The 14,768-nt window shown below is 66.3% G+C and carries 13 protein-coding genes; 8 read left to right on the top strand and 5 right to left on the bottom strand.

The window, feature by feature from the left end; all coding sequences use genetic code 11:
* Positions 1-61: 61 nt before the first annotated feature.
* Both ACQR07_RS35765 and ACQR07_RS35760 read left to right on the top strand, forming a co-directional pair.
* The gene (locus ACQR07_RS35765; protein WP_434906739.1) at positions 62-361 is read left to right on the top strand and encodes a 4a-hydroxytetrahydrobiopterin dehydratase; all 300 of its coding nucleotides are present in this window, start codon (positions 62-64) and stop codon (positions 359-361) included.
* A 98-nt stretch (positions 362-459) separates the two neighbouring features.
* On the top strand, positions 460-876 hold the full coding sequence (locus ACQR07_RS35760) for a YkvA family protein (RefSeq protein WP_434906738.1): 417 nt from the start codon (positions 460-462) through the stop codon (positions 874-876).
* A 117-nt stretch (positions 877-993) separates the two neighbouring features.
* On the opposite strand, the gene ACQR07_RS35755 is transcribed toward ACQR07_RS35760, so the two are convergent.
* From ACQR07_RS35755 to ACQR07_RS35740, 4 genes are all read right to left on the bottom strand, one after another.
* A complete protein-coding gene (locus ACQR07_RS35755) occupies positions 994-2,169 on the bottom strand; it encodes a TAXI family TRAP transporter solute-binding subunit (RefSeq protein ID WP_434906737.1) in 1,176 nt (391 codons plus the stop codon).
* A gap of 151 nt (positions 2,170-2,320) precedes the next feature.
* Positions 2,321-3,328 (bottom strand): hypothetical protein, encoded by a 1,008-nt coding sequence (locus ACQR07_RS35750; protein WP_434906736.1) that lies wholly within the window; start codon positions 3,326-3,328, stop codon positions 2,321-2,323.
* A gap of 556 nt (positions 3,329-3,884) precedes the next feature.
* Complete coding sequence (locus tag ACQR07_RS35745; protein ID WP_434906735.1) at positions 3,885-4,859, bottom strand: NADPH:quinone oxidoreductase family protein; 975 nt, start codon at positions 4,857-4,859, stop codon at positions 3,885-3,887.
* 160 nt (positions 4,860-5,019) lie between these two features.
* Positions 5,020-5,328: a hypothetical protein gene (locus ACQR07_RS35740; RefSeq protein ID WP_434906775.1), complete on the bottom strand. Its 309-nt coding sequence runs from the start codon at positions 5,326-5,328 to the stop codon at positions 5,020-5,022.
* On the opposite strand from ACQR07_RS35740, the gene ACQR07_RS35735 reads away from it, so the two are divergent.
* The 5 genes from ACQR07_RS35735 to argG all read left to right on the top strand — a co-directional run bounded on the left by ACQR07_RS35735 (position 5,216) and on the right by argG (position 10,073).
* Positions 5,216-5,803 (top strand): invasion associated locus B family protein, encoded by a 588-nt coding sequence (locus tag ACQR07_RS35735; RefSeq protein WP_434906770.1) that lies wholly within the window; start codon positions 5,216-5,218, stop codon positions 5,801-5,803. The two genes, ACQR07_RS35740 and ACQR07_RS35735, sit on opposite strands and share 113 nt — an antisense overlap.
* Positions 5,804-5,937: 134 nt before the next feature.
* Positions 5,938-7,149, top strand: a complete 1,212-nt coding sequence (gene rlmN / locus ACQR07_RS35730; protein WP_434906734.1) for a 23S rRNA (adenine(2503)-C(2))-methyltransferase RlmN — start codon at positions 5,938-5,940, stop codon at positions 7,147-7,149.
* Between the two features lie 158 nt (positions 7,150-7,307).
* A complete protein-coding gene (locus ACQR07_RS35725; RefSeq protein ID WP_434906733.1) occupies positions 7,308-7,790 on the top strand; it encodes a hypothetical protein in 483 nt (160 codons plus the stop codon).
* 46 nt (positions 7,791-7,836) lie between these two features.
* On the top strand, positions 7,837-8,622 hold the full coding sequence (locus tag ACQR07_RS35720; RefSeq protein WP_434906732.1) for a phosphatase PAP2 family protein: 786 nt from the start codon (positions 7,837-7,839) through the stop codon (positions 8,620-8,622).
* A 104-nt stretch (positions 8,623-8,726) separates the two neighbouring features.
* Positions 8,727-10,073 (top strand): argininosuccinate synthase, encoded by a 1,347-nt coding sequence (gene argG / locus ACQR07_RS35715; RefSeq protein WP_434906731.1) that lies wholly within the window; start codon positions 8,727-8,729, stop codon positions 10,071-10,073.
* Between the two features lie 967 nt (positions 10,074-11,040).
* Here the strand turns inward: argG and ACQR07_RS35710 are convergent.
* Positions 11,041-11,334, bottom strand: coding sequence for a hypothetical protein (locus ACQR07_RS35710; RefSeq protein WP_434906774.1), 294 nt, complete (start codon positions 11,332-11,334; stop codon positions 11,041-11,043).
* Between ACQR07_RS35710 and ACQR07_RS35705 the strand changes: the two genes are divergently transcribed.
* Positions 11,260-14,768: CHAT domain-containing protein (locus ACQR07_RS35705; RefSeq protein ID WP_434906769.1), on the top strand; the 3,509-nt coding region annotated here is incomplete at its 3' end. The two genes, ACQR07_RS35710 and ACQR07_RS35705, sit on opposite strands and share 75 nt — an antisense overlap.

The raw sequence follows: 14,768 nt of genomic DNA, 5'->3' as shown, positions 1-14,768 counted from the left end.
CCGTAGAGACCCGGATCGCCATCCGGCGCGCGATCCGTCCGCGGGTGAATGGGAGGTCGACATGGCGGAACGATTGGCAAATGAGGCACGCGCGAGTGCCCTGAAGGAGCTGCCCGGCTGGTCCGAACTCGACGGGCGCGAGGCGATCACCCGCAGCTTCAGCTTCCGCGACTTCAACGAAGCGTTCGGCTTCATGACCCGCGTCGCCCTGGTCGCCGAGAAGCTCGACCATCATCCGGAATGGCGCAACGTCTACCGCACGGTCGACGTGGTGCTGACCACTCATGACGCCGGCGGCGTGACCACGCGCGATATAGAGCTGGCGAAAGCGATGGATGCGATCGCATCGTCGCGGATTTGAGTTGAGATGCGTCGCTGCGCCTTGCAGCCAAGGCCGCCGTCCCCACATCAGCGCTGACGGATCGCGCGACACCGCAATCCGGAACCGGGAGATGGCAGATGGTCTCGGACGCGACCGACTACAACGTTGGCTTCGAGCCGGCCGACCGGCTGGCGCAGGATCGCGCCAGCGTTCGCCGTCGCTTCTGGGTCAAGATCAAGCAGGTCCTGGCCAGGATTCCGTTCGCCGAGGATCTGCTCGCAGCCTATTATTGCGCGTTCGACAAGGAGACGCCGCGGCACGTCCAGGTCGCGCTGCTCGGCGCCATCGCCTATTTCATCCTGCCGTTCGACTTTCTGCCCGACGTGATGCCGGTGCTCGGCTTCACCGACGATGCCGCCGTGCTGGCGACGACGATTCGCCTGGTGGCCTCGCACATCACGCCTGACCATCATGCCGCCGCCCGTGCAGCGCTCGCGCGGCTGGAAGAGGGAGAGGACGCCGATCTCGACAAGGACGACACCAAGGGCGGCTGATGCGCTCTGCCGGGAAGCGGGTCCGTAGCACTTCCAAACGCGGCCAAACGAAAAAGCCCTGCGCGAGCAGGGCTTTTTGTTGCGGCCTCGATCGCCGGTGAATGCGATGCGCGCGATTCAGCGTTGTCGGGGTGCCTGGGCGCGGGCGTTGCCGGTCTTCTCGGCTTCCCAGGCCTGATACTGCTTGAACAGGGCTTCGCGGTCGGCCTCGCTCTGCAGGCCCCTGCCAGCGCTGCTCTGCTTCAGGAAGTCGTCGAAGCGGTCGCGCTGCGCGCCTTCCATCGCATGGGTCTCGAGCCATTTGCTGGCTGAGGGCAGCCGCTGCCAGCCGGCGAGCGGCGCGGACAGCGAGACTTCCTTCCACTTCGGATGGAAGGGCGGGTTCTGGAATGCCGGAAACTTGGTGAAGAAGGCGTCGACGAAGGTCGCCAGCTTGCGATAGCGGTCGGTGTTCGGCGCCCAATTATACGCCGCGAGCACGGCCGGCACCGCGATCGTGTCGACCTTCTCGCCTTCGGCGATCAGGTTCGGATAGTCCTTCGCCGTCAGCGCCGCCGGCAGATAGTCGTTCTGCAGCGGCCGGTCGTAATCGACGTTGACGAGATGGAAGCGGCCGTCGTTCACGAAGGTGCTGACCGACTTGTAGGGCTTGCCGCCGACGACGATGACGGCGTCGAGCTCGCCCCGCTTAAGCTTCTCCATCGCGATGCGCTGCTCGATGTACAGGAAGTTCGCCCGCAGGCCGAGCCGCTCGAACACCGTCAGGGCCGTCACGAAGGTGCCGCCGTTCGGCAGGTCGACGCTGACCCGGCGGCCCTCGAGGTCGCGCAGATTGCGGACCGCGCGCGGCGCGATCACCTGCATCTCCTCATTGTAGAGCTTGGTGACGTAGGTGAACTGCTTCTTGATGTCCTTGGCGAAGCCCTTGCGCTCGAGATAGTCGAGCGTGTCGGCGCGCACGACGCCGAGATCGACACCCTGCAGGAACAGGATGTCTGCGACGCTCTGCACCGAGCCGCGGCCGACGATCGGCAGCACGCGCAGGCTGTTGCCGTCGTCGAGCAGCGAGGCGAGGTCGGCGCCGAACTGCACATAGGTGCCGCCGATGGTGCCGGTGATCAGCGTCACCGTGTTGGCGTTCAGCGCCTGCTTGGTCTGCACCGAGCCGAACTGGAAGATCGCCTTCAGGCTGTCGCTGACCTTGGCGGGATCGAACTCGTTGTCCTCTGCGTGGGCAGGAAAGCCGCACGCTATCATCATTGCGGCGATGGCCGCTCCAACAAGACGTCGCATGTATCCCCCTCGGTTCTAAAGCTGGTACATGATCGCGGGCCTGTACGCGGGCAGCGCCTGGACACGACAGGCGGCGCCGAGAGACACGGCTCGGGACTCATGCGTAAAAACAAAAAGCCAAACGCGCGGCCTCAAAAGCCGCCGCGCGCGTTCAATTCTGCAACTGATCCAGCCGGCGCTGCGCTTCGGACGAGCCGAGCTGGGCAGCGCGGCGGTACCAGTTGCGCGCGGCGGTCGGATCGGCATTGATGTTGCGGATGTCCTTCGTTCCCAGCACGTGGGGATCGTAGGTCTGCGCCAGCATCAGCGCCGCTGCCGGTTCCTGCGCCTCGGCTGCGCGCTCGAGTAACAGCCGCGCGGACGGGATGTCGCCGGCCGCGAGCAGACCCTTGGCGCGCTTCATGATGCCGGCAAGCTCATCCGGATCCAGCCGCCGCGTTGGGACCGGCGGCGGTGAGGCGGTCACGGCGCCCAGGCCGGGCGCAACGATGGCGGCGCCAGCGCCGGGAGAATTGATCGAAGGCGGCGCCATTGCCGACGGCGCGGCCGGGGCCGCGGCGCTCGGCGCAACAGGCGCCGGCGGCGTCACCGCGCGGTTCTGCAGGGCGGTCTGGTACGCATTGGCGATATCGTCGCGGCTGGGCGCGACCGCCGCCATTTGCACCGGCGAGGCCGAGGCGACCGGTTCGGGCGGCACGCGCGCCGGCTCGTTCAGCTGCATGTCGCGCGCGGTGAGCTGCGTTCCGCTGGGCTGTGGTGGCGCGGTCGGGTCGGGCGCGCTGCCGATCATCGAGGCCTTGGCGCTGGCGATCAGATCACGCGTTGCATCCGACGTCACCAGCGCGAACAGCACGGCGACTCCGGCTGCGGCCACCACGGCGAGAAGGATACGGGTGGAGATCGACGTGCGGCGCGGCCGGGCCGGCCATTGATCCTCGAACTCCATGCTCTCGATCTGGTGCCCGCCCTCGTACTCGGAGAGGAACATCGGCATCGACTCGTCAGCAGGATAAGAGCCGGACCTCTCGTGATCCTGAGCAGACCGTCCGAACCGATAGCTTGCCGCACGGTCGTGCGCGGCATCGTCAGGGAAATGGCCAGATTCAGGACCAGTTTGGGTTCTGTCGTTGAACCATCCGCGACTCGTCCGCTCAGCCATGGCCTTATTCCCCATCTCACTTCACGCAACACACGTGGTCCCAAGCTCGTCAGAAGCTCGAGACCCGTTACGATTGTTAGAGGCACCCCACTGCCACCAACTAATTGACTAATTGAATCCGACTAAAAGTGGACGGGACCCGGCATGAATCTGGAGATATTTTGATCTCATTGTGGCATCGCAAGCGCGATATCGCTGCGCGGCATATCCGGATCTATCGATAAAACAACGGGAAACATCCCGAATTAACCATGCCACAATCGGCGCCGGTTGCGTTAACCACAACACGCTCGCTTTCTGATTTTCGGCGTCAGGTTGCATGCATCGGCTGCGCTTTTCGGCGCGTCGTGCAGAGTTCCGCCAACGATCAGGCGCACATCAGCTACGATGTCGGCGCCATCGTTCGTTAGACGCACGTGCCGCACTTCCTGCATCCGCTCCAGATGTTTGCCATTCGAAGGCCACAAGGCAGAACGCCGGCCTCTGGCGAGACCGGCGTTGCGACGACGCGACGAGATGCCACAAAGGCGCGTCGGGTGCCGTCGGGCGCACCTCCTTAGGGATGCAGGATCACCTTGCCCATGGCCTGCCTGCCGGCGAGCACCTTGAGCGCGTCGGCCGTCTGCACCAACGGGAAGGTGCGGTCGACATGCGACGACAGCTTGCCTTCCGCAGTCCACTGCACGAGCTTCTCGAGATTGGCGCGGTTCTTGGCCGGGTTGAGCCGCGTCCAGGCGCCCCAGAACACGCCGCGGATGTCGCAGCCTTTCAGCAGAGCGAGGTTGAGTGGCATCTTCGGAATGTCGCCGGCGGCGAAGCCGATCACCAGGAAACGGCCTTCCCAGGCGATCGAGCGCAGCGCCGCTTCGGCATAGGTGCCGCCGACCGGATCGAAGATGACGTCGGCGCCCTTGCCGTCGGTCAGCCTGCGCAGGCCTTCCTTCAGATCCTCCTTGGCGTAGTTCAAGGTCAGCGACGCGCCGTGCTGCCTGGCGAAGGCGAGCTTCTCGTCGGATGACGCGCAGGCGATGACCTTCAGCCCCATCAGCTTGCCGAGCTCGCAGGCCGCGAGCCCGGTTCCGCCGGCGGCGCCGAGCACCGCCAGCGTCTCGCCCGGCTTGGGACTGGCGCGATCCTCCAGCGCATGCAGCGCCGTGCCGTAGATGATGATGATGCCGGCAGCGCGATCGAAATCGAGATTGTCGGGAATCTTCACGATCGAGGCGGCCGGCAGCGCGATCTTCTGCCGCGCGCCATTGTGGCCGCACGATGCGACGACGCGGTCGCCGACCTTCAGATCGGTCACGCCGTCGCCGACGCTTTCGATCACGCCGGAGACCTCGGCACCCGGCGAGAACGGGAACGGCGGCTTGATCTGGTACTTGCCCTGGATCATCAGGATGTCGAAGAAGTTCAGCGCCGCAGCCTTGATCGCGATCACGGCCTCGCCGGGACCGGCCACCGGATCGGGCACGTCCGCAAAGACGAGATCGTCGGGCTGGCAGAATTCCGAGCAGAGAATGGCTTTCATGGACGCTCCTTCAAGCTGTTGTCCGGATCGTGCCCGGCTTTTGAAACGTCATGCCGGATTTGCAGCCGCGCGACAATTGCCAAACACCACGCGGCGATGGCGGCATCGGCGCCAAATACCGCCTCTCGGAACGGGACTGCGATCGGCCAGAGCTCGCCTCTCAACGCTTCTCGACGGCAACGGGATTCACATCAACGAGGCCGGTCGCGTCGATGCGGCTTTGCAAGCGGCGCGTGAAGCCGCTATCCCTCGCAAAGCGGTCTGCGATTCCGGGCCATTTTCCAGTCACAATATTGGTGGACGAGATCGTGGGGGAACGTAGCTTAATCATGTTGTTTTCGCGATTGTCGACAGCGCTGGCAGCCGGCGCGCTCCTATTCGGAGTTCCTGGCCCGGCAGAGGCCCAGACGGCTGCGCCAAAGGCGCCGCCGAAGGCTGCGCCGGCTCCACAGCCAAAGGCCGATGCCAAGCCCGCCGTTCCCAGTATCGGCGGCGTGGAACCGACGTTGATCGGGCAGTTCGGTGGATGGGGCGCCTATACGGCGGCGCCTGGCGGCAAGAAGGTCTGCTTCGCATTGGCCAAGCCGTCGTCTTCGAAGACCAACCCGCCCAATCGCCCGCGCGACCCAGCCTACGCATTCGTCTCGACCCGGCCCTCCGAGAAGGTGTTCAACGAGGTCTCGATCATGATCGGCTACGCGCTGAAGCCGGGCTCCGACGCCTCGTTGGATGTCGGCGGCGCATCCTACGCGATGTACACGCAAGGTGACGGCCTCTGGATCAAGAACGCGGCCGAGGAGGAGCGCATGGTCGACGCCATGCGCAAGGCTCCGGACGCGGTGGTCAAGGGCGTCTCCGCCAAGGGCACGGAGACCACCGACGTGTTCTCGCTGAAGGGATTGGCCCAAGCGCTGGACCGCGTCGCCCAGGATTGCCGCCGCTAGACCCCGGCCGCGCTGAACGGACGGCGGTTACGCCGATACCATCCGCGCGGGTCGCATTTGCCTGCCGGATCGTTATATAAGGCGGCTGAACGCCTCCGGCCGCAGCGGCCGGGCAGCATTTTGGGCCCCTGGACATGGCAACGACCGCCGGGCTGCGCGATACCGCCGCGCCCCTCGAAAAGACTCCGCTCGAAACCTACGTGCCGCCGGCCAAGCCGTCGCTGATCGGGCTGTCGCGCACCGAGCTGGCTGCGAAACTCGGCGAGCTCGGCGTCGCGGAGCGCCAGCAGAAGATGCGGGTACAGCAGCTGTGGCACTGGCTGTATTTTCGCGGTGCCGCGTCGTTCGACGACATGACCTCGGTGTCGAAGGACACCCGCAGCGCGCTGGCCGAGCGTTTCACGGTCGACCGGCCCGAGGTCGTGGCCGAGCAGATCTCCAATGACGGCACCCGCAAATGGCTGCTGCGGCTGCCGAGCGGCGATGGCCTGCAGAAGGCCCACGAGGTCGAGTGCGTCTACATTCCGGAGACCGACCGCGGCACCCTTTGCGTTTCATCGCAGGTCGGCTGCACGCTCAACTGTTCGTTCTGCCACACCGGCACGCAGCGCCTGGTGCGCAACCTCACTGCGGGCGAGATCGTCGGCCAGATTATGGTCGCACGCGACCGGCTCAACGACTGGGCGGACCGCGAGACGCCGCACGGCAACCGCCTCATCACCAACATCGTGATGATGGGCATGGGCGAGCCGCTGTACAATTTCGACGCGGTGCGCGATGCGCTGCTGATCGTCTCCGACAATGAAGGCATCGGCATCTCCCGACGCCGCATCACGCTGTCGACATCAGGCGTGGTGCCGAACATCAAGCGGGCCGGCGAAGAGATCGGCGTGGCCCTGGCGATCTCGCTACACGCGGTCCGCGACGAGTTGCGCAACGAGCTGGTGCCGCTGAACCGGAAGTATCCGATCGCCGAGCTGCTGCAGGCCTGCCGCGACTATCCCGGCGCATCCAATGCGCGCCGCATCACGTTCGAATATGTGATGCTCAAGGGCGTCAATGATTCGCTCGACGATGCCCGCCTGCTGGTCAAGCTGCTGAAGGGCATTCCGGCCAAGATCAACCTGATCCCGTTCAATCCGTGGCCCGGCTCGGCCTACGAATGCTCGGACTGGGAGCAGATCGAAAAGTTCTCCGAATACGTCTTCAACGCCGGCTATTCCTCGCCGGTACGCACACCGCGCGGCCGCGACATCCTCGCCGCCTGCGGCCAGCTGAAGTCGGAGACCGAGAAGCTGTCCGCGCGCGAGCGCCAGGCGCTGCGCGCGATGGCAATGACGGATTGAGGCTCGCTCTCGCCTCCAAGCAACAACGTCATGCCCGTGCTCGACCCGGGCATCCATCACCTCGACAGAACTTGATTGAACGATGGATGGCCGGGTCAAGCCCGGCCATGACGGACCGAGAAAGCAAGGCCTCAATTGTCCGGTATGGGTATCTCGCCATGGCACTGATCGGCCGGCTGATCGTCATCGCGTTCGCATTTCTCGTCGCGAGCTTCGTGGCCGGGCTGGTCGTGGTCACCGCGATCCTGATTCCGGAATTCTCCAACATCGGCATCGGCCCGATCGACCAGAGTGCCCTGCAGGTCGTCATCGGCTTCGGCTTCATCTTCGTGTCGGGTTTTGCGCTGATCCCGGCGCTGCTGGTCGCACTCATCACCGAGGCGTTCTCGATCCGCAGCGTGCTCGCCTATGCGATCGGCGGCGGCGCGGTCGGCGCCGCCTGCTATCTCGGCCTGATTCCGTTCGACCCCGAGACGTTCCACTTCGAGGGCATCGACCACCGCCAGCTCGAGATCCTGACCGGCGCCGGCATCCTCGGCGGCCTCGTCTATTGGCTGATCGCCGGCCGCAATGCCGGCCGGTGGCGCGAATCACCGCAGCGATTGCCGCCGCCACCTCTCCCGTCCGGATCGCCGCGCTGAGGCACTGGCCTTTCCATCGCCATCCGCTTTCGCTAAACCGCGGGCCATGAACCGGACCGGCCTCTTCATCGCTTTGTCGCTCGCGCTCGTCATCGGCGTGCTGTTCGGCGTCTATCCCGAGCTCGACCTCAAGCTGGCCGCGCTGTTCTACGATCCTGGCACGCGCAGCTTCCCGCTCAAGCTGGATGGTACGGCCGCGTTCGCGCGCGACGCCGCGATGTGGGTCGCGTGGGGCCTCGCGCTGCCATCGCTCGTCGCGCTGGTCGCGAAATTCATCCGGCCCGACCGTCCGCTGCTGGTGAAGGGCCGCACCATCGCCTTCCTGCTCCTGACCCTGTCGCTATCCGCCATCGTCATTACCAATCTGACCTTCAAGTCCTATTGGGGCCGGCCGCGCCCGGTCGTCGTGACCGAGTTCGGCGGCGACATGCAGTTCGTGCCGTGGTGGGATCCGCGCGGCGGCTGCGGTCGCAACTGCTCGTTCTTCTCCGGCGAGGGCGCCACCGCGTTCTGGACGCTGGCTCCGGCCGCGCTGACGCCGCCGGCAATCCGTCCCGTTGCCTACGGCGCCGCGGTGCTGTTCGGGCTCGCCACCTCGGTGCTGCGGATGGCGTTCGGCGGCCATTTCTTCACCGACATCGCCGCCGCCGGCCTCGTCACCTTCGTCGTGATCTGGCTGCTGCATGGCTACATCTACCGCTGGCCGGCGACGCGCCTGACCGATGCCGGCATCGACGCGGCGCTCACCAGGATCGCCGGGCCTGGCTATCGCCTGCGCCGCCGGCTGTTTGGCGCGCGCCGCCCCGCGGCGGATGGCGGCTCTGCGGCCTGAGCGCCGCCGACGACCGATTAATCGCGTGCCGAACAGGGCGAAATCTGTTATTCGCGGCCGAATTTCGTAAAACGCACCGCCATCACGACCCGGTTGGACTCCCCATGACCACGATCCTCAAAGGCCTTCCCAAGGGCGAGAAAGTCGGCATCGCCTTCTCCGGCGGCCTCGACACCAGCGCCGCACTGCTGTGGATGAAGCAGAAGGGCGCGCGCTGCTTCGCCTACACCGCCAATCTCGGCCAGCCCGACGAGTCGGACTATGACGAGATCCCGCGCAAGGCGATGAGCTTCGGCGCCGAAAAGGCGCGCCTGGTCGATTGCCGCACCCAGCTGGTGCATGAGGGCATCGCCGCGATCCAGTCCGGCGCCTTCCACATCTCGACCGGAGGGGCGACCTACTTCAACACCACGCCGCTCGGCCGCGCCGTCACCGGCACGATGCTGGTCGCCGCGATGAAGGAGGACGGCGTCAACATCTGGGGCGACGGCTCGACCTACAAGGGCAACGACATCGAGCGGTTCTACCGCTACGGCCTGCTGACCAATCCGAACCTCAAGATCTACAAGCCCTGGCTCGACCAGCAGTTCATCGACGAGCTCGGCGGCCGCGCCGAGATGTCGGCGTTCCTGACCGCCAATGGCTTCAACTACAAGATGAGCGCCGAGAAGGCGTATTCGACCGACAGCAATCTGCTCGGCGCCACCCACGAGGCCAAGGACCTCGAGAGCCTCTCCAGCGGCATCCGCATCGTCAACCCGATCATGGGCGTGCCGTTCTGGCGCGAGGACTGCGCGGTCAAGCCGGAGACCGTCGTGGTGCGCTTCGAGGAGGGCCAGCCGGTCGCGCTGAACGGCCAGACCTTCACCGATCCAGTGGCGCTGTTCCTGGAAGCCAATGCGATCGGCGGGCGTCATGGTCTCGGGATGTGCGACCAGATCGAGAACCGCATCATCGAGGCCAAGAGCCGCGGCATCTACGAGGCGCCGGGCATGGCGCTGCTGCACATCGCCTACGAGCGGCTGCTGACCGGCATCCACAACGAGGATACGATCGAGCAGTACCGCATCAACGGCCTGCGCCTCGGCCGCCTGCTCTATCAAGGCCGCTGGTTCGACTCACAAGCGCTGATGCTGCGCGAGACCGCGCAGCGCTGGGTGGCGAGCGCCATCACCGGCGAGGTCACGCTGGAGCTGCGCCGTGGCAACGACTATTCGCTGCTCAACACCGAGAGCCCGAACCTCAGCTATCAGCCGGAGCGGCTGAGCATGGAGAAGGTCGAGGACGCCGCGTTCACGCCAGCCGACCGCATCGGCCAGCTGACGATGCGCAACCTCGACATCACCGACACCCGCGCCAAGCTGAAGCTCTACTCGGACACGGGCCTGCTGTCGGGCGCGGACGGCGCGCAGATCTTCCAGCTCGGCCACGACAAGGACGACAAGAGCTGAGCTCAGCGTCTCAGACCGAGACGCGGCCACATCCACCGCTGTCGGCCCGGCGAACGCCGGGACCCATAGCCACCGACGGATGTGGCAAGAGCTGGCTGAAGCCTCCAGCCATCGCAAAACTGAACCCTGTGAGTCTGGGTCCCGGCGTTCGCCGGGACGACGCTGGAACGGGACGCTAGAGATTGCAGCCAGCGAAATGGCCGGCATGGCTGCGCCGGCGCATGAGGCGCAGTTTCGACATCGCCGGCCTCAGACGCACCGGCGGTCATCTTCAGATGTCAAACAGCATCGGGACGAGACAAGCACCGTCGTTCTCGCGGCGTGATGACGCCCGAGCGATGATCGCCTTGGTCCCTCGGACATCGAGGGCGCAGGGAATGCCGGGAGCTGGCCGCCCCCATGGCCCGCCTGCGGAAAAAAATGCAGGCGGCAGGTACCACAGGTTCAGCCGAGACATCCCGGCATTCCCCGCGCGATGGGTTTAACGTTTGCTTCGTGCTCTCCTCGGGGACCGGCTGGTTGACCCCGTCATCGACACCGCGCATCAGCGCCGCATCGGCTTGACCTCGGCACCGGGAGGCCAGGACCACACGACTTCACGTCCGCACCGGAATTGTTCGTCCGCGCGACAGAGCCACGCTGCAACCCGACACGGCCACCGCATCCCCGCCTCGCATATCGTGACGACCGCGCGTACGCCCCTCTCGGTGAGGCGGGATGCGTGAAGGAAGACATATATTTCCGAAAAACGGAAGCAGAATTTTGCGACTGGCGAATGCCATGCGCGGCATCGCATTGAGCTGCTGCGCGAAATCGCTTTTTCGGCGCAAGCCATTTGCGTTGGTCGAGGCGACCCGAGAGGCGGAGGTGATCTGCCAATCGCACAGCTGATTCGCCCGACGGGCAGCGCCAAAACTCAGCAACAGATGCACCGTCAAACAACTCCTGCTTGCTGCGGAGCCAGGTTTCAGCCGAATATGCGCTCGGTAAGATCACAGCCTCGACGGGAAGGCGAATGACCGGGACCGGCATCGCGATCGATCATGACGGCTTCGAACTGATCTGCAACAGCGAGCGGGTCGGAATGCGACGGCATCTCGATGCCGCCGCGGTATCGGCGTTGACCGCGTTCGCGCAAGCTTACGCAAAACTGTTGGAGCGCGACGATCCGGCCGCGGAGCTGCTGGTGCTCGGCGGCGAGCTTTTTTCCTTTCTCGACGGCTCCGGCCGCGACCTCTGTCATCTGCTCGACCACGCTCATCGCCCCGTGCATTTCGAGATCGCGACGCAGACGCTCCGCCCCTCGGAGGCCGCCGTGGCGCTACTGCGTGCGCCTTGGGAGCTGCTCGCTCGCGACGGCGTCTTCCTCGCCTCCGACGTCCCGCTCGGCTTCTCGCCGCTGCGCCGGCTCGGCCGCCGCCAAGACCCGCCGCCCCTCGGCCCCCACCGTCTCGGGCTCGTGTTCATGGCGGCGGCGCCGCGCGGCCAGCATGAGCTCGACTACGAGGCCGAGGAGAGCGCCATCATGCGGGCGGTCGGCAGCACCGCGCTCGACCTGCTGGTCGAGGAGAGCGGCAATCCGGACCGGCTCGCCGAGCGCATGGTCGAGTTGGAGGCGATGCAGGCGCTGCATCTCGGCTGCCATGGCGACAACGATCCAGAGCCGGTGCTGCTGCTGGAGGATGATGCCGGCGACGAGTTGCCGACCAAGGCCGCCACGCTGATCGAGACGCTGCAGGCGCAACGGCCGCAATTCGTCTTCCTGTCGGCCTGCCTCACGGCGGCGGGGCCGCAGGCCAAACCAGCGCGCGGCCGGGGGATCGCGCAGTCGCTCGCCGAGGCGATGGTCGACAGCGGTGTGCCGGCGGTGCTCGGCTGGGATGGCTCGGTCGGCGATGCCGCCGCAATCGCCTTCGCCGCGACGCTGTATGACGCGCTCGCCGGCCGCAAGCAGCTGCCCGACGCGGTCGCCGGCGCCCGCCGCACGCTGCTGAACGCGGCCGCCGATGATATCAGGCGGCGCGACTGGCATCTGGCGCGGCTGTGGTGCGGCCCGCAGGGCGGCGGCGCGATCGTCGGTGGTACCGCCAAGCGCAGCCTGCTGCCGGCCACCTACGGCGCCAAGGAGTTCCTGATCAAGGAGCGGCAGCAGGTGCCGGTGGCGTCGCACGAGATGTTCGTCGGCCGGCGCCGCGAGCTGCAGGCGGCCTTGCGCGCGCTCCGCGACGGCGGCCAGGCCGGCGTGCTGCTGCACGGCATGGGCCGACTCGGCAAGTCGAGCCTGGCGGCGCGGATCGCCAACCGGCGCCGCGATCTGCGGCTGGCGGTGATGTTCGCGCGCTACGGCGCGCCCGACGTGGTGGACGCACTCGCCACGGCGCTGGCGCGAGACCGCGCCGCCTCCGACGCCGTGCGCGCGGCCACGCAGCGGGTGCGCCAGGACCCGTACTGCCTGGAGCAGGAGCTGATCCTTCTTCTCTCGGGCCCCTGTGCGCAGGCCGGCCGCGACGGCGCGGCCGTGCTGCTGGTGATCGACGATCTCGAACGCATCCTGGAATGGGACGCGGCACGGCAGCATCATATCGTCGCGGCCGCGCATGCGCCCGTGCTGCGCGCGGTGCTCTCCGCGTTCCACGCCGCGGGCGGCGACAGCCGCCTGCTGCTCACCAGCCGCTTCCGCTTCGTGCTGGATGGGCTGGAGCAGCACCTGCGCGATTTACCCCTGCCGCCGCTGTCGGAGGCCGCTCAGACCAAGCTGGCCCTGCGCCAATTCTCCGCCGCCGTCAGCGGCAAGACGGAGCAGGAGCGTGAGAGAGGCGCGGCGCTGATCGACGAGCGCGCTGCCTTGCTCGACCGGGTGCCCAGGATCGCTCGCGGCAATCCCGGCCTGCAGGACCTGATCGGCCGCAAGCTGGTGCTGTCTTCAGCGGTGACGATCGATCACGCCATGCAGACGCTCGACCAGATGGAGGCTTGGCTGGCGCAGGGTGGGCTGCCGTCGGACAATGAAGTGCGGCAATGGCTCGAAGATCTCGCGATTGAGACGCTGATCGATCTCGCCGGCGATGCTGGGCGCGAGGCCTTGCGGCGACTGACGCTGTTCGAGCTGCCGGTGCCCGAGACGATCGCAGAGAAGGTGACGACGATGGCAGGGGTTTCGCTCGACGCCCTGCGCGACCTCGGGCTCGTCGATCCGCATGACGACGTGGTGGACAGCAGCGTGCAGGCGCTGGCCGTGAATGCACTGGTAGCGGCGCGGCTGACGCCGCTCGACTACGGCGAGCGTGGAACGGTCGCCCGTGTAGCGGTGCGCGAGGTGTTTGCCGCCTGGGGCGGTACGGCGGCACAGCCGAACTGGCCGCCGGCTTGCGACCTAGAGCTGACAAGGCTTGGGCTGATGGCCGAGGACGGCAACATCGTCAGCGCCTGTGGATTTCGAGCCCTTCGCGGCCTGCAACGGAGTTCAGCCGAGATCGCCGCGGCGTTCGGCCGGACCGCGATCGACCTGCTCGATGTCCAGAGCCGACCCGCGCCCTGGTCGCTGCTCGGCGAAACGGCCGGCGCCTTGTCGATGATCGGCGACGGCGCGGCGGCCGATGCGCTGCTCGAACGCGGGGTCGCTTCGCTCCGGGCGAAGCAAGCCAAGGGAGACCCGATCGACCCGATGGAAGCCGGCCTGCTGGTGTTCCAACATGCACGACGAATGCGGCAGCGCGGCCACCTCGACGAGGCCAAGTCGTCGTTCGAGCAGGCAAGGGATCTGGCGGAAATGACGGGACATGAGCTGAACGCAACCATCGCCCGCGGCGAAATCGCCGATATCGTCGCTGGTCGCGGCGACCTCGACGAGGCCTTACGAATCCGAAGAGAAGAAGAACTGCCCGTCTTTGAGCGCCTCGGCGAAATCCGCTCCCGCGCCGTCACCATGGGCAAAATCGCCGACATCCTCTCGGCCCGCGGCGATCTCGACGAGGCCTTGCGTATCCGAAAAGAGGAGCTGCTGCCCGTCTTTGAGCGCCTCGGCGACATCCGCTCCCGCGCCGTCACCATGGGCAATATCGCCGACATCCTCGCTGGTCGCGGCGACCTCGACGAGGCCTTACGAATCCGAAGAGAAGAAGAACTGCCCGTCTTTGAGCGCCTCGGCGACATCCGCTCCCGCGCCGTCACCATGGGCAAAATCGCCGACATCCTCTCGGCCCGTGGCGATCTCGACGAGGCCTTGCGTATCAGAAGAGAAGACGAACTGCCCGTCTATGAGCGACTCAGCGACATCCGCTCCCGCGCCGTCACCATGGGCCAAATCGCCGACATCCTCTCGGCCCGCGGCGATCTCGACGAGGCCTTGCGTATCCGAAGAGAGGATGAACTGCCCGTCTATAAGCGCCTCGGCGACATCCGCTCCTGCGCCGTCACCATGGGCCAAATCGCCGACATCCTCTCGGCCCGCGGCGACCTCGAGGAGGCCTTGCGTATCAGAAGAGAAGACGAACTGCCCGTCTTTGAGCGCCTCGGCGACATCCGCGAGCGCGCCGTTACTATGGGCAATATCGCCGACATCCTCGCTGGTCGCGGCGACCTCGATGAGGCCTTGCGTATCAGAAGAGAAGACGAACTACCCGTCTTTGAGCGCCTCGGCGACATCCGCTCCCGCGCCGTCACCATGGGCAAAATCGCCGACATCCTCTCGGCCCG

It is taken from the genome of Bradyrhizobium sp. HKCCYLS20291 (assembly GCF_051167715.1).
In the GTDB taxonomy this organism is placed as follows: domain Bacteria; phylum Pseudomonadota; class Alphaproteobacteria; order Rhizobiales; family Xanthobacteraceae; genus Bradyrhizobium.
This window is presented reverse-complemented; position numbering and strand designations above follow the sequence as displayed.

Bases quoted from the DNA above. Each gene is read 5' to 3' on its own strand.
- ACQR07_RS35720 (WP_434906732.1), top strand. From the start codon at position 7,837: ATGAACCGGACCGGCCTCTTCATCGCTTTGTCGCTCGCGCTCGTCATC.
- rlmN (WP_434906734.1), top strand. From the start codon at position 5,938: ATGGCAACGACCGCCGGGCTGCGCGATACCGCCGCGCCCCTCGAAAAG.
- ACQR07_RS35760 (WP_434906738.1), top strand. From the start codon at position 460: ATGGTCTCGGACGCGACCGACTACAACGTTGGCTTCGAGCCGGCCGAC.
- ACQR07_RS35725 (WP_434906733.1), top strand. From the start codon at position 7,308: ATGGCACTGATCGGCCGGCTGATCGTCATCGCGTTCGCATTTCTCGTC.
- ACQR07_RS35750 (WP_434906736.1), bottom strand. From the start codon at position 3,328: ATGGCTGAGCGGACGAGTCGCGGATGGTTCAACGACAGAACCCAAACT.
- ACQR07_RS35765 (WP_434906739.1), top strand. From the start codon at position 62: ATGGCGGAACGATTGGCAAATGAGGCACGCGCGAGTGCCCTGAAGGAG.
- ACQR07_RS35755 (WP_434906737.1), bottom strand. From the start codon at position 2,169: ATGCGACGTCTTGTTGGAGCGGCCATCGCCGCAATGATGATAGCGTGC.
- ACQR07_RS35710 (WP_434906774.1), bottom strand. From the start codon at position 11,334: ATGAGCGTGGTCGAGCAGATGACAGAGGTCGCGGCCGGAGCCGTCGAG.
- ACQR07_RS35745 (WP_434906735.1), bottom strand. From the start codon at position 4,859: ATGAAAGCCATTCTCTGCTCGGAATTCTGCCAGCCCGACGATCTCGTC.
- argG (WP_434906731.1), top strand. From the start codon at position 8,727: ATGACCACGATCCTCAAAGGCCTTCCCAAGGGCGAGAAAGTCGGCATC.